The organism is Amycolatopsis sp. NPDC033938 (genome assembly GCF_055575975.1).
In genome coordinates, this window is sequence record NZ_JBVIRO010000016.1 from 123,037 (window position 1) to 145,159 (window position 22,123).

The window sequence follows — 22,123 nt, forward strand, 5'->3', positions numbered from 1 at the left end:
ATGTCCCGGCCGCGCGATCACGAGACGGTGTGTGCCTGTGACCGAGATCGCGAGGGTCTTGGCCAGGTGCGAGGAGAAAAGTCTCATGAAGCGTGCGCGCCGCAGTGTGGCGGCCATCGCGGTGGCCGCCATGGCCACCGCCGGGGTCCTTGTCCAGTCCTGGGTTCCGGCCGCGGCGGATTCGCCGGTGGCCGCCGAACGCGATCCGGTGATCCTGATCCACGGGTTGTTCGGCAGCCCGGGCAACTGGACCGAGTTCACTGCCTCGTTGAAGCAGGCCGGGTACCGCGACGATCAGATCTTCACGTTCGGCTACAACACCATCACGCAGTCCAACGTCCTCACCGCGGAACAACTCGGCGCGAAGGTCGATGAGGTGCTGAGCCGCACCGGTGCGTCGAAAGTGGACTTGGTCGGTCATTCGATGGGCAGCCTCAACAGCCGTTACTGCGTCAAGTACGGCGCGTGCGCCGGCAAGGTGGACGACTGGGTGTCGCTGGCCGGACCGAACAACGGCACGGCCAACGCCGGACTCTGCGCGTGGCAGGTCACCTGCCGTGAAATGCAGCCCGGCTCCGGGTTCCTCACCAAACTCAACGCGGGCGAGGCGGTGCCCGGTGACGTGGCGGGCACCGTCATCTGGTCGCCGAACGACGGCGTGGTCACCCCGGCCACCAGTTCGAAACTGGACGGCGTGCACAACATCGAGGTGCCCGGCGTCAGTCATCTCGCGATGCTGCGCGACGACAAGGTCGCCGACCTGGTGGTGCGGGCGCTGTCATGACCGGACGCCGCGCGGCCCGCGGGATCAGTTCCCGTGGGCCGCGCGGCGTTCGATGACCCAGACCGTGAGCTGGGTGCGGTTCGCGAAACCCAGCTTCGTCAGGATGTGCTGGACGTGCGTGTCGGCCGTGCGCTGGGCGATGACCAGACGGCGCGCGATCTCCCGGTTCGTCATTCCTTCGGCGACCAGATCCGCGACCTCGGCTTCCCGGCGGGTCAGCGGGGACGACGAGCGCGGGAGCCGCAGGGACTCCTCGACGCGGTCGTCGCCGGCGGCTTCGGCCGGGGTCATCGACCGTCCCTCGGCGAACGCGCGCTCGAACCGGTCGACGCCGAGGGCGTCGCGAGTGGCGTCGCGGAAGCATCGGTGCGGAATCGACACGGCGACGTCGGGAGTCGCTCCGCAGCGCTCCCACATGGTGGCCGCCGCGCCGAAAAGCCTTGCCGCCCGCGTGTTCCCGCCCTGCCGCGACGCGACCCAGGCCAGCCCGTCGACCCGGTACGCGGCGGAGAGCCTGTCGCGGGCACGCAGGTCGATCCGCAGCGCCTCGCGCATCGCCGTCTCAGCGACCCCGGCGTCGCCGAACCACACCTCGACGACACCGATTCCGAAGAGGGCCATCGAACGGTAGTGGCTGTCACCGGCGTCCTCGCACAGCGACAGCATCCAGCGCAGCAGGGCCCGCGCGAGGTCGAGGTCGCCGCGGTAGGCCACCGAGATCCCGAGGATGAACAGCGGATGCATCTGCCTGCGGACCTCGCCGCGTTCGGCGAAGGCCCGCACCGCCTTCGCGGCCAGCTCCACCGTCGGCTCGGTACACAGCATCGCGGCGAAGCTCCGGACATAGTCGAGATGCGCGTCGGCCTCCGCGGTGTCGAGGGCCGCCGCTTCGTCCAGCCGGGCGCGGGCCAAGGGCAGGTCGGAATGGAACAACGCGCACAGTGCCGACGTGCTCAGCGCGAGCGCCCGCCCAGGTTCGTCCTCGTCCACGGCCGCCAGCGCGCGATCGATCCACTCCCTGGCCTCGCGCGCGGCCCCGCTCATCACGAAGTACTCGGAGACGCGGGTCGCCATGCGCAGCGCCACAGCGGCTTCGCCGGGTTCAGTGAGTGACCACGTCAGCGCGACGCGGAGGTTCGCGTGCTCGGCGCGCAGCCGGTCGCTCCACTCGGGCTGGCGTGGCCCGAACCATTCGGTGTCGGCGTCGAAGGTCAGCCGGTCATAGTGATCCCGGTGCCTGCGGGCGGCCTCGCGATCCGCGTTCTGGGCCACCAGCTGCTCGTGACCGTAGTCGCGCAACGTCTCCAGCATTCGGTAACGCACGGTCGTACCGGCGTCTTCTCGCTGCAGCACCGACATGTCGATAAGACCGTCGACGGCGGCGAGGACGTCCTCACCGCGTACACCGCCCGCGCAGACGTACTCCGCCGCGGCCAGGTCGAAGGATCCGGCGAACACCGAGCACCGCGCCCAGACCGCTCGCTCCGCCTCGGTGCACAACGCGAAACTCCAGTCCGCCGTCGCCCGCAGGGTGCGCTGCCGTTCGGGCACGGTGGGTGAGCCGGTGCTCAGCACCGCCAAACGGTCTTCGAGCCGCTGTGCGATCTGGTGCGGCGAAAGCGCCCGGATCCGGGCCGCGGCGAGTTCGATGCCCAGCGGCAGCCCGTCCACCTGACGGCACACCCTGGCCACGTCCGGTCCGTTGGCGTCGGTGAGCCGGAACGATGGCAATACCGAGCGGGCGCGATCGACGAACAGCTGGACGGCCTCGCCGGCCGCGAGCTCCCGCGCGGAGGTGATGTGTCCGGATGGGACGGTCAGCGGCGGCACGGCGTGAACGTGTTCACCGGTCACACCGAGGGACCGCCGGCTGGTGCACAACACCACCAGCCGCGGGCAGTGGCGCAAGAGCGTGGTGACCAGCTCGGCGCAGCCCGCGACGAGATGCTCGCAGTTGTCGAGCACGAGCAGAAGCTGTTTCTCGCGCAGATAGCCGGCGACCGTGTGCAGGGTGGGCTCGAGCGACCGGTCGTGCAGCCCGAGCCGGTGCGCGATCAAACCGGCGAGCAAGCGCTCGTCGCGCGCTTCGGCGAGCGACACTCCGATCACCCCGTCGGCGAACGCCCGGCAGATCCTGGCCGCGACCTGTTCGGCGAGGCGGGTCTTCCCCACCCCGCCCGGACCGGTCAACGTGACCAGACGCGCGGACCCGAGCAGCCTGCGTACTTCGGCATCCTCCTCCTGCCTGCCGACGTAGGTGGCCAGTTCCGTCCAGGCAGGGGACGCGTCACCGGTGCGGGAGTCGGTCCACACGGCCGGTCACCTCGGCCGGTCCGGCCCCGAGGGGTCACCGGGCCGCAGCATCCGGATGGCCAGCTCGGCGTAGGCGTCGGCGAGGTCGGCGGGTCCGTAGCCGGCGGTGGGAACGAACCAGTACGGCGCCCGGACACCCATGCTCGCGATCGCCGCCGTGGTCGCGACGACCTCGGAGCCGTCGAACACTCCTTGTTCGACACCACGGATACCCGCCTGGAGGGCGATCTGTTCGGTACGTTGCCGCAAGGCGAGGACCTCCTCGGCACGCGCCGGGGAAAGGTGGTGCAACTCGTCGTTGGTGACGATGGCCAGCAGCGGGTACGTGACGTGGTTGAGCACATGGGTGCGCACCAGTTCCCGGATCTGGCTCACCGGGTCGGGGTCACATTCGGCGATCGTCCGCTCGAACGAGGTCAGCAGCGCGCTGTGTCCGATGTGGACTATCCGCGTCAGGATGTCCTCCTTGGCGGAGAAATGCTCGTACAGACTGGGCGCCTTGATCCCGATCGCGGTGGCGATCTTCCGCACGCTGGTGGCCGGATAGCCGTGGTAGGCGAACAGGCGCAGCGATTCCAGGAGGATGCGCAGCTCGGTACCCGTACTGGTCCCCGGCGGCAGTTTCGGCTCCACCGCGCGAACCCTGGTCAATGCGGTGAGATCGCGGGTTTTCGGGTTCTCGTTCAGCGTGGTGGCCCTTTCCTCAGACCTGGCCGCTCTCGGCCTTGTCGTTGCGCCGCACGTCGCTCCACTCGGGATCCGTGCACAGCCCACAGGATGGGCCGTCGAACTCGGCCTTGGCTCGCTCGTCTCCCTGGAGACGATAGGCGAACCACGCCGTGAGGACACCACGGAACCTGCCGCCGTCGAGCGCCGGTTCGAAATGGCCCGCACCCTTCAGTTCGGCGTAGACCGCGGGAATCCGGTCAGCGGCCGCATAGAACGGCAGCACGATCAAGCCGGGTTTGACGATAGTGTCCGTCTGTCCGGCGAGGAAGAGCGTGGACCCGTGCAGCTTGCCCACGTCGGCCAGCGGTCCGGGCTGCAGCGCGATCGTCGTGGTGATCAACGGATCGGCCCCGGCGTTGATCGCGCCGGCACCGCCCTGCGAATGCCCCGCCGACCCGATCGCCGTCACGGCGACCTTGCGGTAGTAACGACTTCCCGGTCGCTGATTCTCTCCGACGAGCCACCGCGCGCCGCCCAGCATCGCCTTGCCGTCATTGGCGAACGGCGTGTTGGCCGCCGCGACGATGAACCCGTACGAGGCCCAGTGCCGCAACAGACCGTCGTAGGCCGCCGGAGTCGCCCCGGTGCCGTTCCCCCAGACGATCACCGGATGCGGGGCGCCTTGGTCGAGCGCCGCCGGCCGGTAGAACGTGTGGCTCAGCCCGGCGTCGACCGCGACGGCGAACGGCCCGGGATCCGCCCAATGCGGGTCGACCGAGGAAGCCGCCGGATCGGTGGCCTCGGCGGCGTGCGTGGCCGGCGCGACCAGAACCGCCGCGACCGCGACCAGGACGGCGAGAAGGACGCGAGCAGGGAACTTCATTGTTTCCTCCCTAACGATTGTTAGGGAGAATCGCAGCACCTCCCACCGCTGTCAACCCACCCCCACTTGCGGTAGGCGCAAGCAGACCGCTAACTTGGAATGGACGTTCCAAGTTAGCGAGGGTGGTCATGCCCGATGTGAAACACTTCGATCCGGACGCGGCGCTCGACTCCGTCGTGCGGCTGTTCTGGCGCCAGGGCGTGGATTCGACCGGCGTCCAGGACATCGTGACCGCGACCGGCGTCAACCGGTCGAGCCTGTACTCGACCTTCGGCGGGAAGCGGGATCTCTACGTCGCGGCGCTGCGGCACTATGTCGAGCGGCGTTCCGAGCCGATCCTGCGACGGCTCACCGAAGACACCCGTGGCCTGCCCGCCATCTCGGCCTTTTTCGACGGGCTGATCACGACCCGCTGTTCGGGCGAGTACGCGCGCTGGGGCTGCATGATCTCCAACGCCCACGCGAACGGGGAAAACGACGATCCCGACGTGCGAGCGGTCCTGCACCTGCACCACGACCGGCTCCGTGCGGCAATGCTCACCGCCTTGGAGCACGCGACGGATTCCGGGCAAGTACGTCCGGAGGTCACCTCGGCCACGGCCGCCGACATGCTGGCCCTCCTGGCCTATGGCGTCAACCTCCGGTCCCGCGCGGGAGCGGAACCGGAAACGCTCGAGAAAACCGTAACGGCCACGATCAGCTTGCTGGCCGCCTGAGAGGAGACAGTCCCGATGACCCGGTTCACGGTCCATGACGAAGCGAGCGCACCGGAGAACTCCCGGCCCCACCTGGCATCCGCGAAACGCCGCATGGGTTTCGTCACCACGCTGAACGCGGTGATGGCCGAGTCGCCGGAACTGCTCGCCGGGTACAACACCCTGGCCGAGCTGTTCGGCAAGTCCTCCTTGCCCGCCAAGGCCAAGCACGTCGTCTGGATCACGGCCAGTGTTCAGAACGGCTGCGAGTACTGTGTGGCCGCCCACTCCACACTGGCCCTGAAGTCCGGAGTGGACAGTGCAACGGTCACTGCCTTGCGTGAGGGCGAACCGCTGCCCGATGAAACACTGGACGCGGCGCGGCGCTTCACCGCGTCGATGGTCGCCGACCAAGGCTGGGTCCCCGACGACGAGGTCGCGCGGTTCCTGGCCGCGGGCTACACGAAACGCCACGTGATGGACGTGATCCTCGGCGTCGGCATGAAGACGTTGTCCAACTACACCAACCACATCGCGCACACCCCACTCGATCCCGCGTGGCGGGAGCAGGAGTGGAAGCGCCCCTGAACCCCCGGCTCCGCCAGGAACGACATGGTTGCGGCCACGGGCGCGAAGTGCTAAGAGAGAATTAGCACTCTGCGACTCCGAGTGCTAATGATCCTCTGACCGTTTGAGCATCACCGGAGCACGTGACATGACAGTCGTGATCATCTTCAGCGCCGTGGTCACCGGCATCGTCGGCATGGTCGCCGCCGCCGCACGGAGATATCACCTTGACGATCTCAGCCGGGACTGACACCGAACCCCGCGAACTGGAACGAAGGGCTTTTCATGGGGCTGGACAAGGTTTGGATCCGTACGCTCAGCGATGGCCTCCTGCGCGCAGATCAGATCATCGGCCTGACCGCGCATGCCACACCTTCGATACCCGGCAAATCCCCGCGATGGCTGCTCGACGTCACCATCGCCGTGCCGGCGGGCAGCGGCAACAGCAGTGGCTGGGACGTCGGGATCCTGCACCGCACGCTCATGCAGACCCCCACCGAACCCGTCGAGGCCCCTGAACTGCTGGCCGCTCTGCTGGCCCGCCTGGCAGGCTCCGGCTCGGCGGGGATCATCACGCCGGTGGCCACTCGTCCATCGGACGCCGCGAGCGTGATCCGGTTCGACTTCCGCTCCTTCACCACTGAAGATTCAGCACCGGAGGCGCCATAGAAGGGGAGGCTCGTCATCGACGAGTCAGGGGTGTGGGTGTCGTTCTAGCCAAGGGTGTTTTATCGAGGGGTAACTCAAAGGTGACGTGTCCTGAAGGCCCCTTGAGGGACTCGTATTTGTCTACCTATTGGTGTGGAGCTTGTGCGAGTTGCCGGTGCGGTCGAGTGGGGAAGATTCCGGCCGTTGAGCGTCCGGAATCTTCCCCGCTGATCAAGGGGTGAGACCGGGCGAATGCGGGTTCCCCTTTGGGACGTTGAAGGTCACAACGGCTGCGCGTGAAGGCCCCCTTCCCTCGGCTGAGCCGAGGGAAGGGGGCCTTCACGCGCTTCACCAGTACATGAAAGGGGAGCTTTCGGGCCCGGGGACGTGGGGCGGTGGCTTGGAAAGGCTCATTCCACCGGGAAGTACTCGCCGCCGATCCGAGCGGCGGCGAGATCGGCATACGTGGACATACTGCCGATGAAACGCCCCCGGGTGACGCGAACATAGGAATCGTCGCACGGAAAGACGACCACGAATTTCGCCCCGGCGTTTCCCCGGAGAACGACTCGCTTTCTCAAATTGTCGAGGAATTCGACGATGTCCCGTTCGATCTCCTCCGCGAATTCGCGCTGCGCGTCCTGCGCTATGTCATACAGGTCGGTGTCGATTTCGTAGGTGGCGCGCCTGCCGGTCACGGGATCCAGCGCCTCGAACGTCAACCCGAGCCAGCGCAGCGGCTCGACGACCACGGTCGCTCGCCATGTCGATCCGCCGAGTTCCCACGTCGAAGTACCGGCGTCTTCGGTGACCACCACCGTCCACGTGGTGGTCACCTGGATCTCGCGCAGAAAGGCCAGTAGCCGATGGCCTCTTTCGGATTTCATGTACCGGCCACCGTCGTCATAGCGCAAATCTTAGAGTCCCCGTCCTGGACCTCTGACGGTCAGGCGTTCGATCACGCGGCGGTGAGGTGGCCGGTGAAGAAGTCGGCGAGCTTGTCGATCGAGGGATCGATGTACTGCTTCTCGTCGTACAGGTCGACGTGGCTGGCACCCTCGATCCAGTGAAGTTCCTTGGGGCCGCCGGCGCGCTGGTGGACCTCGACGGCCATCCAGGAGGTGACCGCGCGGCTGCCGACGATCTGCAGCACCGGGCGCGGAGCGATGAGCGGAACCGCGTGGAAAGCGTCGAAGGAAGCCAGTTTGTCGACGCTTTCCCAGGCGAGTGACTTCGCGGAGCGTTCATGCCGTCCGCGCGGGGTGCAGTAGTACTCGAAGCCCTCGACGGCGTGCGGGCCACCGAGCGCCGCCGCCTGCTCCGCGGTTTCGGGGAACACGGCCATCGCCCCGGGGTCCTCGCCGCGGGCGACGGCGGAACGCGCGAGGGCGGCGGCGTCGAGGAGGCTCTGGAAGACCGCGCGGTCCTGGGTGCCGTCCGCGCCGAAGCGGAACTGGCGGCCGACGTCGACCCCGGAGACGGTCGCGACGGCCTTGACACGATGGTCGCCTCCGGCCGCGGCGAGCGAGTAGCCGCCGGAGGCGCAGATGCCCAGGAGGCCGATGCGGTCGGCGTCGACCTCTTCGTGAGTGCCGAGATAGGAGACGGCCGCTTTGAAGTCCTCCACGCGCTGGCCGGGGTCCTCCAGACCGCGGGGCAGACCGCCGGACTCGCCCTGGTAGGCGGCGTCGAAGGCAAGGGTGACGAAGCCACGCTGCGCCATACGACGCGCGTACGTGCCGGCGGCCTGTTCCTTCACACCGGTGCCGGGGTGACCGACGACGAGCGCCGGACGCGGGCCTGACGTCGACGTGTCGGGGAGGTAGAGGTGGGCGGCGAGCGGGATGCCGGCGCTGTCGAAACTGACGGTGGTCCTGGCCATGGGGCACTCTCCTGAGTCGGTGACGGACGCCCTTCCGGGCATGACTCCACCCTCCGTCGGCCTCGGCGGGCGTGGCAGAGCAGGTTTCTCCCTGGGAAAGAACCTGCCCCCGCAAACCCGTGCCGGGAACGTCGCGGTGGCCGCACACTGGAGTCATGAGTTCCGACCCCGACGCCAAGGCACTGGGAGCCTTCCTCAAGGCTCGCCGGGCCCAGCTGACACCGAAGGACTGCGGTCTCGCCGAGACGGACTCCGCCCGCAAGGTCGCCGGGTTGCGCCGTGAGGAAGCCGCTCAGCTCGCCGCTATCAGCGTCGACTACTACACGCGGCTGGAACAGGGCCGCGTGCGGGCGTCCGCACCCGTGCTGGCCACCCTCGCGCGTGCCTTGCGCCTCGACGACGATCAGCAGAAGTACCTCTACGAGCTCGCCGGTCGCGCCGACGCCCGCCCACACCGCAGGCGTCCTGCCCAACGGCTGCGTCCCGCGATGCGGCGTCTGCTCGACCAGCTCACCCAGACCCCGGCGCTCGTCCTCGGCGAACGGCTCGACATCCTGGCGTGGAATCCCGCCGCCGCGGCGCTCTACACCGACTTCGCCGCCATCCCGCCCGGCAGGCGCAACTATCTCCGGTTGCTGTTCACGAATCCAGTGGTCCGTCAGCTGCACCAGAACTGGGCCCACGACGCTCGCGAAGCCGTCGCGGCGCTGCGGATGGCAGCAGCGGCCGATCCGGACGATCCGGAGTGCGCCCAGCTCATCGGTGAACTGTCCTTACAGGACCCCGATTTCCGCACCTGGTGGGCGGAACATCACGTCAACGACGCCGGCTACGGCACCAAGCACTACCGGCACCACCTGGTGGGCGACCTCACCCTGGACTGCGACACCTGGGCGAGTCCCGACGGTTCCGGGCAACGCCTGATGGTCCTGACCGCCGAACCCGGCAGCCCCTCCCATGACGCCCTGCTCATCCTCACCGCGTGGACCAGCCGACGCGGCAGCGCAACCGGAGACGTGCCCGGCTACGTCTCAGGCACATGAGATGGATGGTGACGTGCCTGGTGCTGGTGCTGGCGGGATGCGGCGCGGTCGCCGACGGGAAGACGCGGCTGGAGTCCTTCGCGCGCCTCGACGGCCTGCACGAGAGGTCGGCGGACCTGCGACCCGCGGAACTGGGCACAGCCGAGGCGCAGGCGTTCCGGCGAGCGCTGGAGAGTGCCGAGATCACGAACCTGGCCGAGGTCCGCACGGCTCTGTCGTTCGTTCCGCCGTCCGATCGCCGTGCTTTCGCCTTCGCCGTGCCCGGTTGCGCCGAGAACAGCGCCGAGCTGACCTTGGCGCACGGCGCGCTGACCGTGCGCCTCACCGGCGGTGAGAAGGTCAACTGCGCTCAGGCGAACTATTTCCTCGCTGTCTTTTCCCTCGAACGTGATTCGGTACCGCCGACGCCGAAGTTGTCGACATCGCCGGGCTGAGCCTCACCCGCGCCGAAACCGCGCAGGAACGTGTCGACGATGACGTCGGCGGCGCGCGCGTCGCTCAGGTCGGGGAGTTCCCGTGACGCCAGGTGCAGGAGCTGCCCGAGCACGTGACTCGCCCAGCGGTCCGGCTGGCCGGGCCGGAGCAGTCCGTCTTCGGTGGCCCGCCGGAGAAACCGTTCGACCTCGTCGACCGCCCGCAGCCGCCGCGCCCAGATCTCCGGTTCCGTCCGCATCCTGCTGAGTTCGACGGGCCATTTGCGGTTCACCCCGACGATCCCCTCGACGTACCGGTGCAGCGCGACCGGCACCGGCGCCTCGCGGAGCCGGGCGGCTTCGATCGCCGCCTCGATCGCGTCCAGCCGGGCCTCGTACACCGCCCTCAGCAGTTCGTCCCGTCCGGCGAACCGCCGGTACACGGTGCGCCGGTCCACCCCGGCCTCGGCCGCGATCGCGGCGACGCTGGTCGCGGGGTCGTCGGCGAGCATGCGGGCGCCCGTGGTCAGCACGAGTTCCAGGTTCCGCGCGGCATCGGCTCTCACGGTGTCAACATACCCACACATGTAGCGTTTCGCGTGGGTATCCGCTACAGCGACGAGGCGCCGCCGGAGTGGGTTCAGTTCCCCTCGCGGAGGAACAGCTCCGGACGGCGTGGCGCCCACAGCTCGTTCTCCCCATGGTGCTCCTGCCACCGCGACGGCGGATCGGCGGTCCAGTCGTGTCCGAAGACGGCGTACGGGTGGATCGACTCGGAACAGCTCAGCTCGTAGTGATCCAGGTAGTCCATCAGCGGCGCCCACCACCGCCGGTTCTCGATCACCAGATAAGAGAGCGCCAGGCCCGGCTCGTGGAGCCAGCCGCGCATCATCCGGGCGAGGAACACGTCGGTGATCGGATTCGGCTTGGTCTCGAAAGCGGGGCAGATCAGGTGCCGGGCGACGGCGAAGTGCGCTCCGGGCGGCGGTTCCCGCCGCGCGACGTCCTGCCAGACTCCGGCGAGGACGGGATCGGCGTCCAGTTCCTCCCGCGTCGGCTCGCGCAGGGTCAGCCAGCTCATGAAGGCGCGCAACCGGTCGCTGCCGGCGCAGCGCAGGATGGAGAACGCGTCGGGACGGCGGTGCAGCCAGAACCGGACGGACGACGCGGTGAACTCGCCGTGGGTCTCCCGCGCCAACGCGACGAGTTCGTCGTGGTCAGCCGGGGTGACGCGGGTGATCCGCACGTCCGGGTCGCCGATCGCCGACACGTAGCGGCCGGTGACCCCGCCTCGGCGCCGCAGATGACTGATGGTCCGCATCACCGCCGCGCAGGCCCGCGGCTCCGTCGCGTCGCGCAGCAGCGTGTTCATCACATAATGCCGGATCCGCCGGTGCATCCGCTCGTAGCCGACCGGGTCCCGCCACCGCAGGTGTGCCTCCAGGGCTTCCCGCAGCACGCCGTTGATGTCCAGACCGTGCCCCGGTGACTCGACGTAGGGCCGGGTCCGCAGCCAATCGAACAGTTCCGCGGCGTCACCGCCCGGTACGGCCACCCGCAAGAGGTCTTCGGTGGTGTAGCGGGCGTGCGCGCACACATGCAGTGCCCACCGGTGCCGCGGCGACGGAACGTCGTCGAGCAGGGTCTCCAGCAGGGTGTCGACCACGAACCGCACGGCCTCGCTCCGCGACGGCTGTCCGGTGTGCGACATGCTCCGGCCGACCTCGGCGGCCAAGGACAGCGCGAGCGGGTTGCCCGCCGCGAAATCCACAATGGACCGAACGAAGCCGGCGTCGACGCCGCGAGCCTCGACCAGCGCCGCCGACTCCGCGGCGCCGAGGGCTTCCAGCCGCCGCACCACCATCGCGCCGGACCACGCCGGATCGGTGATCCAGGCGACGCCGGGACCGGTACGGCTCGCCACGACGACGATCGAACCGGCGGGCAGCGCGCGGAGGTAGGTGCCGCGCAGCCAGGGCTCGAGTTCGCCGTGCCGCTCGAACGAGTCGACGAGCACGACCGGGCGGGCGGAGGTCCCCGCGACTCCGTCCGCGAGCCGTTCGAGACGTTCCCGCAGTTGCGCGGTCGTGAGGTCGTGGAGGTGCCACACCGTGCGTCCCGCGGCCGCGGCGTCGTCGGCGTACCGGCGCAGCAGGGTCGACTTGCCGATGCCCGCGTGACCGCGGAGGAAGAGCACCTCGAGACCCTCACGGCGTTCGCGTTCGAGCATGGCCGCGAACACCGCGCGCTCGGCGTCCCGGCCGACGAACCGGGAACCGACGTCGCGGTCCAATGCCGCGCCCGCGGGTTCGCTCGGCGGTTCCACCACCCGGGGACGCGGGGCGGGCACGAACGCGTCGTCGGCGTCGGCGTCGGTGTCCGCCCGCAGGATCTTCTCGTGGATCGCCCGGAGCCGGGAGCCGGGGCTGACCCCCAGTTCCTTGCCGAACAGGTCGTAGACCATCCGGTAGACCTCCAGCGCCTCTGCGCGGCGGCCGCCGCGGTCAAGGGCAAGCAGGTAGATCTCGTACAGCGGCTCCTCCAGCCGGTTCAGCTGGATGAGCAGGGGCACCTCGGCCACCACTTCGGCGTGCTCCCCCAGCTCCAGGCGCAGGCGCAGCAGCTCCTGAGTGGCGATCAGCTTCAGCCGTTCCAGGCGGGAACGTTCCCGCTCCGCCGCCTCGCCCGGTACACCGGCGAGCGCGGTGCCCGTCCACAGGCCGAGCGCCTCCCGCAGCTGCCCGGCCGCGCCCGGCACGTCACCGCTCGCACGCTCCCGCCGTGCCGTCTCCACCAGCCGGGTGAACTCGGCCGCGTCCAGCGTGAACAACGACGAGTCGAGCAGGTACCCACCGGACTGCGAGCGGATCGCCGAACCGAGGCCGTGCGCGGAGAACACCCGGCGGATCCGTGAGATGTAGGTCCGGATGACGGCCTCGCCGGTCGCCGGGGCCCGATCGCCCCACAACCCGTCGACGAGCTCGTCGACCCGGACGAAACTCCCGCCGCGGACGAGCAGCAGCGTCAGTACGGCCTGCTGTTGCGGCGCGCCGAGGTCCAGCTCCGCGTCACCGCAGCTGAGTCCGGGCGGTCCGAGGATGGTGAACCGGCACCGGGGCGACACGGCTTGCTGTTGTCCGATCACGATCGCCCGGCTCCGCATATCGGGAAGGTAGGCCCGCCGGAACGGCCTTCGCGAGCGTCACGTGACGCCGTGCTTGTACGTCAGCCCGCGGTCAGTACAACCAGCGGTGTCCCGCGACCACCTCCTCGGTCGACCGCGCCGCCGCCCACGCGGCGTCGGACTCCCGCACGGCGCGGAAGGCGTCGGCCAGCTCCGCACCGAGGACCGCGGAGATCCGCGCGCCGTCCGCCAGCGCGGCGAGCTGTTCGTCCACTGTGGAGGGAAGGAGGCGGATGCCCGCGGCCGTACGCTCGGCGTCGGTCCACATGCCGGGGTCCTGCTGCACCGGATCCGGCGGGGTCAGGCCGTCCTCGATACCGGCCAGCCCGGCCGCGATGACGACCGCCAGCGCGAGGTAGGGGTTGGCCGAAGCGTCCGACGGTTTGAGCTCGACGTTGGCGTGCCCGGCACCCAGGAATTCCGATCCCGGGACCAGCCGCAGCGCCGCTTCCCGGTTCTCGGCACCCCAGAATCCATAGGCGCCGGACCAGAACCCAGGACGCCGGCGCAGCAGCGACACGACGCTCGGCGCGGTGACGGCGACGACAGCGGGCAGGTCCCGCAGCAACCCGGCCAGGTAGGCGGCCCCGTCCGCGGTGAGGCCGTGCGGTCCGGTGCCGCCCTCGAGCAGGTTCACGCCGTCGCGGCTGACGGAGGTGTGCAGATGCCAGCCGTTGCCGACGGTGCCGGTCTCCACGAGCGGCGAGAAACTCGCCCGCAGACCGTGCGTGCGGGCGGCGGCGTGGATGGTCTGGCGGGCGAGCAGCTGGTGATCGGCCGCCGTGAGCGGGTCCTGGGCCACGATGCTGAGCTCGAACTGTCCTGGCCCGTACTCGCCGTGGAACTGGTGCACCCCCACACCGTTTCGGTCCAGGTCGCGCAGCAGCTGCTCGGCGAACCCGTCGACGGCCAGCGTGCGGACGGGTCCGTACGAGGGACCGTCGTGCACCGGGCGGAACCCATCCGCGTCCGCGGTCGTGAGCTGGAACTCCATCTCGTAGCCCGCGCGCACGGTCAGGCCGGCGCTCGCGGCCCGCTCCACCTGCCGCTCGAGTACCCGTCGCGGGTCATAGGGCCAGGCCGAGCCGTCGGCGGCGACCTGGTGTCCCGGCGCCCAGGCGAATCCGGGCTGGCCGGACAGGCGCACGAGGCGGTCCAGCTCGGGCACGAGCCGGATGTCCCCGGAGGGCGTGGCGAGTCCCTTGTGCCCGAAGGTGATCGCGTCGTGCGAGTCGAAGACGGCGAAGAGCGGCGTGATGCCGATCCCGGTGCGCGCGGCCGACGCCAATCCGCGCACGGGAACGGTGCGCGAACGGGTGATGCCGTTGTTGTCGGCCCAAGCGACGACGACGCCGACGACACCCTGATCCACGAGCTCCGCCACCGTGTCCTGTACGTCCTTGCCCACCCGGTACCCCTCATCCGTCGCGTTTTCCGGTCAGCACACCATTCCTACTGCAGTGGCGCGGACAACCGGTAGACGTCCGATCCACGAATCGCGGTGACGTACACCGGTGACGTCGTCCGACGGTCGCCGCGGCGATCCCCGCGTTCGTAACGTGGTCGGCACAAACCACGGAACGCAAAGGAAAGCCGATGTCTGAAGTCACCTACACCGCTGTCGCCTCCTCCACCGCGGAAGGCCGCAACGGCGGGCACGCGAGGTCCGACGACGGCGCGCTCGACGTCACCCTCGGCGTACCGAAGGCCTTCGGTGGCGCGGGCAACGGCACCAACCCGGAACAGCTGTTCGCCGCGGGCTGGGCGTCCTGCTTCGTCGGCGCGGTGCGCCGGGTCGCCGCCGCGAAGAAGGTCACGCCGACCGACCTCGCCGTCGTCGCGGAGATCACCCTGCACCACGACACGGAGGCCAACGACTTCAAGCTGAGCGCTGCGCTGCACCTCGAAGCCTCCGGCGTCGACCAGGCCACCGCCGACGAGCTGGTCCAGGGCGCGCACCAGTTGTGCCCGTACTCGAAGGCCACGCGCGGCAACATCGAGGTCTCCCTCGACGCCACCGTCGCCTGACCCTGTCCCTCGAGGCCGCCCCGTGCCCCCAGGGGCGGTCTCGAGCCTTTCCTTGAAAGTAGGGTCCCGGGCTCGCACCCGGCTCTTGACTGTCCACAAGGGACACTTTGTGGGACGCAGTGTGCTCGATTTGGGCGACCTGCACGGTTTCGCGAGAGGGCCCCGAGTGTTCTGGCCAAGGTGCGTGAGATGCCTACGGTGGGCGGGTCCGGTAGCGGCCGGCCCAAGTACATGAAGGCCCCCTTCCTTTACCTAGGCGCAGGGAAGGGGGCCATCATGTACTTCGCCGCGAGCCAGGCGTCGGTACAGGTGGTCGTGAGTGGCGATTCGGGTTCTGGCCAAGGATGTTTTAGGTACCTACGGTGGGTGGGTCCGGTGACGGCCGGGCCGTGAAGGACTCCTTGAGGGACCCAGAGTCCCTCAAAGTTCCCCTCACCCGCCCCGGACCACCATCACGAGCCTCAGCAGCACCACCAGTCACAACAGCCGCGCGTGAAGGACCCCTTCCCTCGGCTCAGCCGAGGAAACTCGACCTTCACACCTTCCCCAGTACATGATGGCCCCCTTCCCCGCGCCTAGCGCAAGGAAGGAGGCCATCATGCACCTCACGCCAACAAGGCCACAGGCCACCAGTAGGTACCTAAGAGAAGGTTCGCTCTAACCCGAATCGCCACTCACGACCCCCTCAGAACCGTGCATAGCGACATCAATCGGACACTCAACCACTCGGCGACGTCCCTTGTGGACACTGAAACCCCGTCGGCGCCCACAATCAGGCCCGCCCCACCTCGACTCATCCTTGATCAAGCCCCACCACAGCCAAGAATAGTCGCCTGACCTGCAAGATCTCGAATCTCCGTGAAGGCCTCCTTCCCTACTCTCAAGGTAGGAAAGGAGGCCTTCACGGCACTTCCGGCCGTCTGTCTCCTGGCTCACGTATGTGCCACTAAGTCACAGCAATCGCTACACTGGTGTGACACTTCAGCTTCAAAGGAGCCCTTGAGTGATCACCTACGAGCAGCTCTTCATCGGCGGCGAATGGACCGACCCGAGCAGCACGGAACTGCTGGAAATCCGCTCACCGCACGACCGAACGACACTGGGCCGCGCCGCGCAGGCGCTGCCTGCCGATATCGACCGGGCCGTCGCCGCGGCACGCAAGGCCTTCGACGAGGGGCCCTGGCCGCGCACGTCGCCCGTGGAGCGGATCGCGGTCATCCGCAGACTTCTCAAGCTCCGCGAGGAGCGCGCTGACGAGATCGCGGCGCTCATCTCGGCCGAAAACGGTTCGGCGCTGTGGTTCACCAAGGCGGGCCAGCCCGGTCTCACCCGTCAGGCCAACGCCTATCTGAAGGCGGCGGAAGAATTCGGCTGGGAGGAGACGCTGGAACCGTCCGACCCGGCCGCGCCGTTCCGCTCGGTCGTGCGCCGCGAGGCGATCGGTGTCGTCGCCGCGATCATCCCGTGGAATTCGCCGTTTTCTTCGGCCATGGCGAAGATCCTGCCCGCGCTGCTGGCGGGCAACACGGTCGTCCTCAAGGTCTCGCCGGAGAACACGCTCAGCATGAACCTGCTCGCGCGGCTGCTGGAGGAGACCGGTCTGCCCGAGGGCGTGCTCAGCGTGCTGCCCGCCGACCGCGAGACCAGCGAGTACCTGGTCAAGCACACCGGTGTCGACAAGATCGCGTTCACCGGCTCGACCCGCGCCGGTCGCCGCATCGCGTCGCTCGCGGGTGAGCGGCTCAAGCGGGTCAGCCTGGAACTGGGCGGCAAATCGGCCATGATCATCCTGCCGGACGCCGACCTCGACGCGGCGATCCAAGGTGTCAAATTCGCTTCCCTGCTGAACAACGCCGAATCGTGCATCGCGCAGACCCGCGTTCTCGCCCCGCGCGGCCGTTACGACGAAGTGGTCGCCGGGCTCAAGGAGCTCATCGAGTCCCTGGGCGTGGGAGACCCGGCCGGCGAGAAGACCTTCATCGGCCCGATGGTTCGCCGCGACCAGCAGCAGCGGGTGCTCGACTACATCCGGATCGGCGTCTCCGAAGGCGCCCGGCTCGTCACCGGAGGCCCGGAAGTCCCGGCTGGGCTGGAAAACGGCTTCTACGTCACGCCGACGCTGTTCGCCGACGTGGACAACTCGATGCGCATCGCGCAGGAGGAGATCTTCGGCCCTGTCCTGGTCGTCATCCCCTACGACGACGAGGACGACGCCGTCCGCATCGCCAACGAATCCGAGTACGGCCTGTCCGGCGGCGTGTGGTCGGCCGATCCCTCGCATGCCATGGAGATCGCGCGCCGGGTGCGCACCGGGACCATCACCGTGAACGGCGCCCCCATCGGGTTCGACGGCCCGTTCGGCGGCTTCAAGGCCAGCGGTCTCGGCCGCGAGTACGGCGCGGTCGGGCTCGGCACCTACACCGAATACAAGACCGTCACGCTTCCCGCGACGGCATGACGACGAACACGCCGATCCGGGCTTCCCGTGCGGGAAGCCCGGATCTCGTGACTCAGAAGTGGTCCACGTCGACGATCGCCTGGGTGAACGGCTGCGGCGCCTCCTGTGGCACGTTGTGCCCGATGCCGGTGAACACCCGGTGGGCGTACTTGCCGGTGAACTTGCCCCGGTAGGACATCCCGTCGGCCGCGGCGCCGTCGAAGTCGCTCCCGATCGTGATCGTCGGTACCGCGATGGCGGGCGCGGTCTGGAGCTTCTGCTCGTAGGACTCGTACTGCGGCTCACCCGCCGCCAAGCCCAACCGCCAGCGGTAGTTGTGCACCACGATCGCCACGTGGTCCGGGTTGTCGAACGCCGCCGCGCTGCGGTCGAAGGTGGCGTCGTCGAAGTTCCACGCCGGGGAGGCGTTCTTCCAGATCAGCTTGGCGAAATCGTGGCGGTTCTTCGTGTAGCCGAGAACGCCCCGCTCGGTGGCGAAGTAGTACTGGTACCACCAGCCCTGCTCGGCGGCCGGGGCCAGCGGCTGCTGGTTCGCCACCAGGTTCGTGATGAGGTACCCGCTCACCGCGACCAGCGCCTTGACCCGCTCCGGCCACAGCACGGCGATGGCGGCGGCGGTGCGGGAACCCCAGTCGTAGCCGCCGAAGACCGCCTTGTCGATCTTGAGCGCGTCCAGGAGCGCGATGACGTCGAGCGCGATCGCCGACTGCTGCCCGTTGCGCACGGTCTGCGCCGAGGTGAACCTGGTGCTGCCGTAACCGCGCAGGAACGGCACGATCACCCGGTAGCCCTGCGCGGCCAGCAGCGGCGCGACGTCGACGTAGCTGTAGGGGTCGTAGGGCCAGCCGTGCAGCAGCACCACCGCCTGCCCGGTGGCGGGCCCGGCCTCGAAGTAGCCCATGTCCACCGTTCCGGCGGTGATCTGCTTGACCGGGCCGAGCGAGGTGTTCTTCCCGGAGCCCGCCCGCAGATCCGCCCCGGGCGGAGCCGCCGCGGCCGGTGCCGCGGCTGGTTTCGGTGAGCAGGCGGCCAGCGACGTCGCCGCCACCCCCGCCGCCACCGTCTGCCCGAACAGTCTCCTGCTGATCATCTGAAAAACTCCCCGTTCGAGATGTCTTTTGACGTCGACGACGTTAGGTACCGCGCGCGGGGTTCCGCGCCCGTCGGATGACGCTGCGGGTGTAGGTCACCGAGGCTTTCGGCCGTCAGAACAGCGGCAAGCCGGGCTCCAGGCCCAGCCGCACGCGTCCCGAACCGCCGAAGAACTCCGGCGCCTGGTTGACGTGCTGCAGCGCCACCATCCCGTCGCGGAACAGCCGCTCGAGAGCGTTGCCCCGGTAGAGCGAGGTGGAGCTGCCCAGCCGGTACATCGCGACCAGGGCGTCCCGGCCGACGGCGGCCGCGTGTGCCATCGCCGAATGCAGATCCGCGTGCAGGGCGGGAGTGGCGGGCTCGGCGCGCTCAGCGGTCTCGTCGATCCGCCGGGCCACGTCGAACAGGAAGAGGCGCGCGGCCCGTACCGCGGCCTCGTGGCGCGCCAACGACTCCTGCACGTGGGGCTGCTCGGCGAGCGTCCCGCCGAAGGCCGTCGTCTTGCCGGGCGCGAGCGCGACCAGTTCGTCGATGGCCTGTTCCACCGTGCCCAGCGCGACGGCGGTGCAGCCGGCGAAGACCAGCAGGATCGGGTTACGGCGGTAGGTGGGCCGGTCGAGGCGCAGCGGGGTGTCGATCCTCGCGGTCAATCCGGCCGGGACGAACGCGTCCTCGACCACCACGCCGTGGCTACCGGTCGCGCCCATACCGCTGACCTGCCAGGTGTGCTCGATCTTCAGCTGGTCATGACGGACGTGGAACAGGCGCACGTCCGGTTCGCCCATCTCGGTCGTCGCGGGCTGTTCGCCGTCCATGACGACGCCGAGCGGGACGAACCAGTCGGCCGCCTCGATCCCGCTGACGACGCGCCACCGCCCGGAGAGCCGGTACCCGCCGTCCACCGCGACGGCCTTGCCCGGCTGGCCCGCGTTCGCCAGTACCGGTTCCGGGCCGCCGGTCCAGACCTTCGCCGCGCCCGCCTCACCGAGCATCGCCGCCGTGAAACCGAAATTGGCGTTCCACACGATCCACGCGACCGAGGTGTCGATCCGGCCGAACAGCTCGTAGACGGTCAGCGCGGTGCTGAGCGACACCTCCAGTCCGCCGTACTCGGCAGGGGTGAACAGGCTGAAGGCGCCCGCGTCGCGAAGTTCGGTGATGAGGTGATCCGGCAGGCGGCCGAGCTTGTCGGCTTCGTCCCGCGCGGCTTCGATCGCGCCCCGCAACAGATTCGGCAGGGCGAGTGCCCGGGTGTCCCCGGAAGTGGTGTCGGACATGAGTCCAGGGTGCCGCCGCGGTGTATACGCGCGATCGACGTCGTCGATTCCACGTACAACGATCGTCCACGACGCGGCCATAACTTACCGCGTATGAACAGGAAATCAGCAGCCGTTCTGATCGCCGCCGTCGGCCTGTCACCGGCCTTCCTGCCGAGTACGGCGAACGCCACGCCAGCTGCGACAGCGACGGCGTCTACCACGATGGACAGCTCATCTCCGAAGAGAGCGGTGCCGGTCATGTCCACATCGGACGCAATCTGGGCACCACACCGGTCGTGCTCGAGGTGCTCTACCGGAGCCCTGCCGGTCAGCCGCTCGCCGTGGACGTACCTAACCCCGGCTGTTCGTTCGAGTGAGCCTCGTCTGCGAAACGTCCATGGATCGTCAATTTCCGGCGCTTACGGTCTCGATGTACGACGAAAGGTAAGGGAATGAAGGAAAAACGAAAACACAGAGCCGGACGTCGCCTGACCGGACTCCTGGCGGTGGCCGCGCCCCTCGCCGCGCTGATCCCCCTGGCCGCGAGCGCCTCGGCCCAGCTCGCGCCCGCGCAGGCCACGACTTCGGCCTGCGCGCCGGTGCCGGTCACCGCCCCGCAGGGCGCGAAGATCGAATCCGTGCTGGCCGAACGCCGCGAGGGCGGGGCCCTCTCGTTCCCGGCGACGGAACTCTCGCCGGCGACCGTGCTCACCGGTGTCCCGGCGTACTGCCAGATCACCGTGACCGTCACCCACCCCGGGGCGGGCGACCACGTGAAAATCGGGATCGCCCTTCCGGAGACCGGCTGGACCGGCAGGCTCCAGGGCATCGGCGGCAGCGCCTACGCCGCGGGCAACTTCGGCGCGCCGCTGGTGCAGGCGGTCAAGGACGGCTACACCGGCGTCACGACCGACGCCGGTGTCCTGAGTGGACTCGACACCAGCTGGGCGGTGACCGGTGACGGCAAGGTCGATCAGGCGTTGCTGACCGACTTCGCGTCCCGTTCGGTGCACGAGTCGGCCCTGATCGGCAAGGACGTGGCGCGCGCGCATTACGACCGCGCGGTGTCGTACTCGTACTGGAACGGCTGCTCGACCGGTGGCCGCCAGGGCTACGAGGAAGCACAGGAGCACGCGGGCGACTTCGACGGCATCCTTGCCGACGCGCCCGCGGTGAACTGGACCCGGTTCGCGGTGGCGACTCTGTGGCCGCAGGTCGTGATGAACAACGACCACCACTTCGTCGCCAACTGCGTCCTCGGCGCGTTCCAGAAGGCCGCGATCCAGGCGTGTGACGCACGGGACGGGGTCACGAACGGCATCATCGACTGGCCGGACGAGTGCGGCTACGATCCGCGCTCACTCGTGGGTGCCAAGGTGCTCTGCGACGGCCGGGAGATCACGGTGACCGCCGCGGACGCGGACGTCATGCGCAAGATCTGGAACGGCCCGACCGACGAGCGCGGCGCGAAGCTGTGGGCAGGGCTGCCCAAGGGCGCGGATTACACCTGGCTGGCGGGCACACAGCCCGACGCGAACGGGGACCTGTTCGCTCCCGGTTTCCCGGTGGCCGTGCAGTGGGTGCAGAGCTTCCTGGAGAAGCAGCCGGGTTTCGACACCTCGAAGCTCACCTACGCCCAGTACCGAGACCTGTTCCGCCAGTCGGTGCGGGAGTACGACCGGATCATCGGCACCTCCGATCCGGATCTGTCGGCCTTCCGCCGCGCCGGCGGCAAACTGATCACCGTCGTCGGCACGGCGGACCAGCTGATCCCGCCGGGCGGCACGCTCGCCTACCGCGAGCAGGTCGAACGGCGGATGGGTGGCGCGGCGCGGGTGAACGACTTCTACCGCCTGTTCCTGGCACCCGGCGTACAGCACTGCGGCGGTGGCGCGGGTGCGCAGCCGGTCAAGGCCCTCGGCGCGCTGGTCGACTGGGTCGAGCACGGCAAGGCCCCGGCCACGCTGGCCGCGACCACCCTCGACGGCTCGGCCTCGCGGGACCTGTGCCCGCTACCGCAGAGGTCGCGCTACACCGGCCACGGTGACCCGGCACTGGCGTCGAGCTACCGCTGCACGAGGTTCTGACGTCGCGGGTGGCGATTCGGGCCACTGAAGGGTAAGCCGAAGGTGGCCACCAATGTGGCATTGAGGGACTCGTATTTGTCTACCTACTGGTGTGGAGCCTGTGCGGGTTGCCGACGCG

19 protein-coding genes are annotated in these 22,123 nt (G+C 69.0%); 9 read left to right on the forward strand and 10 right to left on the reverse strand.

The features are described from left to right. Positions 1 to 85 precede the first annotated feature (85 nt). Positions 86 to 784 carry an esterase/lipase family protein gene (locus ACZ5ZX_RS31805; protein ID WP_465505670.1) on the forward strand — a complete coding sequence of 233 codons (699 nt, stop codon included), beginning with the start codon at positions 86 to 88 and terminating at the stop codon, positions 782 to 784. Positions 785 to 808: 24 nt separating this feature from the next. On the opposite strand, the gene ACZ5ZX_RS31810 is transcribed toward ACZ5ZX_RS31805, so the two are convergent. The 3 genes from ACZ5ZX_RS31810 to ACZ5ZX_RS31820 all read right to left on the reverse strand — a co-directional run bounded on the left by ACZ5ZX_RS31810 (position 809) and on the right by ACZ5ZX_RS31820 (position 4,649). Beyond that, positions 809 to 3,097 (reverse strand): ATP-binding protein, encoded by a 2,289-nt coding sequence (locus ACZ5ZX_RS31810; protein ID WP_465505671.1) that lies wholly within the window; start codon positions 3,095 to 3,097, stop codon positions 809 to 811. Between the two features lie 6 nt (positions 3,098 to 3,103). Further along, on the reverse strand, positions 3,104 to 3,730 hold the full coding sequence (locus ACZ5ZX_RS31815; RefSeq protein ID WP_465505672.1) for a TetR/AcrR family transcriptional regulator: 627 nt from the start codon (positions 3,728 to 3,730) through the stop codon (positions 3,104 to 3,106). 70 nt (positions 3,731 to 3,800) lie between these two features. Then, entirely contained in the window at positions 3,801 to 4,649 is an 849-nt protein-coding gene (locus ACZ5ZX_RS31820; protein WP_465505673.1) for a poly(ethylene terephthalate) hydrolase family protein, read from the reverse strand. Between the two features lie 128 nt (positions 4,650 to 4,777). Here ACZ5ZX_RS31820 and ACZ5ZX_RS31825 point away from each other — a divergent pair, with 128 nt between their 5' ends. From ACZ5ZX_RS31825 to ACZ5ZX_RS31835, 3 genes are all read left to right on the forward strand, one after another. After that, positions 4,778 to 5,365, forward strand: a complete 588-nt coding sequence (locus ACZ5ZX_RS31825; protein ID WP_465505674.1) for a TetR/AcrR family transcriptional regulator — start codon at positions 4,778 to 4,780, stop codon at positions 5,363 to 5,365. Between the two features lie 15 nt (positions 5,366 to 5,380). Further along, entirely contained in the window at positions 5,381 to 5,932 is a 552-nt protein-coding gene (locus tag ACZ5ZX_RS31830) for a carboxymuconolactone decarboxylase family protein (RefSeq protein WP_465505675.1), read from the forward strand. A gap of 264 nt (positions 5,933 to 6,196) precedes the next feature. Further along, positions 6,197 to 6,580 carry a hypothetical protein gene (locus ACZ5ZX_RS31835; protein WP_465505676.1) on the forward strand — a complete coding sequence of 128 codons (384 nt, stop codon included), beginning with the start codon at positions 6,197 to 6,199 and terminating at the stop codon, positions 6,578 to 6,580. Positions 6,581 to 6,969: 389 nt separating this feature from the next. Here ACZ5ZX_RS31835 and ACZ5ZX_RS31840 read toward each other — a convergent pair whose 3' ends face one another. After that, positions 6,970 to 7,446 carry a hypothetical protein gene (locus tag ACZ5ZX_RS31840; RefSeq protein ID WP_465505677.1) on the reverse strand — a complete coding sequence of 159 codons (477 nt, stop codon included), beginning with the start codon at positions 7,444 to 7,446 and terminating at the stop codon, positions 6,970 to 6,972. A 71-nt stretch (positions 7,447 to 7,517) separates the two neighbouring features. Continuing rightward, the gene (locus tag ACZ5ZX_RS31845) at positions 7,518 to 8,441 is read right to left on the reverse strand and encodes an alpha/beta hydrolase (RefSeq protein WP_465505678.1); all 924 of its coding nucleotides are present in this window, start codon (positions 8,439 to 8,441) and stop codon (positions 7,518 to 7,520) included. A gap of 155 nt (positions 8,442 to 8,596) precedes the next feature. Here ACZ5ZX_RS31845 and ACZ5ZX_RS31850 point away from each other — a divergent pair, with 155 nt between their 5' ends. Together ACZ5ZX_RS31850 and ACZ5ZX_RS31855 are read left to right on the forward strand one after the other, a co-directional pair. Beyond that, a complete protein-coding gene (locus tag ACZ5ZX_RS31850; protein ID WP_465505679.1) occupies positions 8,597 to 9,484 on the forward strand; it encodes a helix-turn-helix domain-containing protein in 888 nt (295 codons plus the stop codon). A 5-nt stretch (positions 9,485 to 9,489) separates the two neighbouring features. Then, positions 9,490 to 9,918 carry a hypothetical protein gene (locus ACZ5ZX_RS31855; RefSeq protein ID WP_465505680.1) on the forward strand — a complete coding sequence of 143 codons (429 nt, stop codon included), beginning with the start codon at positions 9,490 to 9,492 and terminating at the stop codon, positions 9,916 to 9,918. Here the strand turns inward: ACZ5ZX_RS31855 and ACZ5ZX_RS31860 are convergent. The 3 genes from ACZ5ZX_RS31860 to ACZ5ZX_RS31870 form a co-directional block, all read right to left on the reverse strand. Continuing rightward, a complete protein-coding gene (locus ACZ5ZX_RS31860; protein WP_465505681.1) occupies positions 9,843 to 10,463 on the reverse strand; it encodes a TetR/AcrR family transcriptional regulator in 621 nt (206 codons plus the stop codon). The genes ACZ5ZX_RS31855 and ACZ5ZX_RS31860 overlap by 76 nt on opposite strands. Before the next feature lie 74 nt (positions 10,464 to 10,537). After that, a complete protein-coding gene (locus ACZ5ZX_RS31865) occupies positions 10,538 to 13,060 on the reverse strand; it encodes a BTAD domain-containing putative transcriptional regulator (RefSeq protein WP_465505682.1) in 2,523 nt (840 codons plus the stop codon). A gap of 73 nt (positions 13,061 to 13,133) precedes the next feature. After that, positions 13,134 to 14,489 (reverse strand): type I glutamate--ammonia ligase, encoded by a 1,356-nt coding sequence (locus ACZ5ZX_RS31870; RefSeq protein WP_465505683.1) that lies wholly within the window; start codon positions 14,487 to 14,489, stop codon positions 13,134 to 13,136. Positions 14,490 to 14,677: 188 nt separating this feature from the next. On the opposite strand from ACZ5ZX_RS31870, the gene ACZ5ZX_RS31875 reads away from it, so the two are divergent. Together ACZ5ZX_RS31875 and ACZ5ZX_RS31880 are read left to right on the forward strand one after the other, a co-directional pair. Continuing rightward, positions 14,678 to 15,109 (forward strand): organic hydroperoxide resistance protein, encoded by a 432-nt coding sequence (locus tag ACZ5ZX_RS31875; RefSeq protein ID WP_465505684.1) that lies wholly within the window; start codon positions 14,678 to 14,680, stop codon positions 15,107 to 15,109. Between the two features lie 1,003 nt (positions 15,110 to 16,112). Further along, positions 16,113 to 17,567: an aldehyde dehydrogenase gene (locus tag ACZ5ZX_RS31880; protein ID WP_465505685.1), complete on the forward strand. Its 1,455-nt coding sequence runs from the start codon at positions 16,113 to 16,115 to the stop codon at positions 17,565 to 17,567. A gap of 52 nt (positions 17,568 to 17,619) precedes the next feature. Here the strand turns inward: ACZ5ZX_RS31880 and ACZ5ZX_RS31885 are convergent, their stop codons facing one another. After that, positions 17,620 to 18,657, reverse strand: coding sequence for an alpha/beta hydrolase (locus tag ACZ5ZX_RS31885; RefSeq protein ID WP_465505686.1), 1,038 nt, complete (start codon positions 18,655 to 18,657; stop codon positions 17,620 to 17,622). Positions 18,658 to 18,772: 115 nt separating this feature from the next. Further along, positions 18,773 to 19,936: an acyl-CoA dehydrogenase family protein gene (locus tag ACZ5ZX_RS31890; RefSeq protein ID WP_465505687.1), complete on the reverse strand. Its 1,164-nt coding sequence runs from the start codon at positions 19,934 to 19,936 to the stop codon at positions 18,773 to 18,775. A gap of 434 nt (positions 19,937 to 20,370) precedes the next feature. On the opposite strand from ACZ5ZX_RS31890, the gene ACZ5ZX_RS31895 reads away from it, so the two are divergent. Then, a complete protein-coding gene (locus tag ACZ5ZX_RS31895) occupies positions 20,371 to 22,005 on the forward strand; it encodes a tannase/feruloyl esterase family alpha/beta hydrolase (protein ID WP_465505688.1) in 1,635 nt (544 codons plus the stop codon). Positions 22,006 to 22,123: the final 118 nt, after the last annotated feature.

Bases quoted from the DNA above. Each gene is read 5' to 3' on its own strand.
- ACZ5ZX_RS31805 (WP_465505670.1), top strand. From the start codon at position 86: ATGAAGCGTGCGCGCCGCAGTGTGGCGGCCATCGCGGTGGCCGCCATG.
- ACZ5ZX_RS31820 (WP_465505673.1), bottom strand. From the start codon at position 4,649: ATGAAGTTCCCTGCTCGCGTCCTTCTCGCCGTCCTGGTCGCGGTCGCG.
- ACZ5ZX_RS31825 (WP_465505674.1), top strand. From the start codon at position 4,778: ATGCCCGATGTGAAACACTTCGATCCGGACGCGGCGCTCGACTCCGTC.
- ACZ5ZX_RS31830 (WP_465505675.1), top strand. From the start codon at position 5,381: ATGACCCGGTTCACGGTCCATGACGAAGCGAGCGCACCGGAGAACTCC.
- ACZ5ZX_RS31835 (WP_465505676.1), top strand. From the start codon at position 6,197: ATGGGGCTGGACAAGGTTTGGATCCGTACGCTCAGCGATGGCCTCCTG.
- ACZ5ZX_RS31840 (WP_465505677.1), bottom strand. From the start codon at position 7,446: ATGAAATCCGAAAGAGGCCATCGGCTACTGGCCTTTCTGCGCGAGATC.
- ACZ5ZX_RS31845 (WP_465505678.1), bottom strand. From the start codon at position 8,441: ATGGCCAGGACCACCGTCAGTTTCGACAGCGCCGGCATCCCGCTCGCC.
- ACZ5ZX_RS31850 (WP_465505679.1), top strand. From the start codon at position 8,597: ATGAGTTCCGACCCCGACGCCAAGGCACTGGGAGCCTTCCTCAAGGCT.
- ACZ5ZX_RS31855 (WP_465505680.1), top strand. From the start codon at position 9,490: ATGGTGACGTGCCTGGTGCTGGTGCTGGCGGGATGCGGCGCGGTCGCC.
- ACZ5ZX_RS31865 (WP_465505682.1), bottom strand. From the start codon at position 13,060: ATGCGGAGCCGGGCGATCGTGATCGGACAACAGCAAGCCGTGTCGCCC.
- ACZ5ZX_RS31875 (WP_465505684.1), top strand. From the start codon at position 14,678: ATGTCTGAAGTCACCTACACCGCTGTCGCCTCCTCCACCGCGGAAGGC.
- ACZ5ZX_RS31885 (WP_465505686.1), bottom strand. From the start codon at position 18,657: ATGATCAGCAGGAGACTGTTCGGGCAGACGGTGGCGGCGGGGGTGGCG.
- ACZ5ZX_RS31890 (WP_465505687.1), bottom strand. From the start codon at position 19,936: ATGTCCGACACCACTTCCGGGGACACCCGGGCACTCGCCCTGCCGAAT.
- ACZ5ZX_RS31895 (WP_465505688.1), top strand. From the start codon at position 20,371: ATGAAGGAAAAACGAAAACACAGAGCCGGACGTCGCCTGACCGGACTC.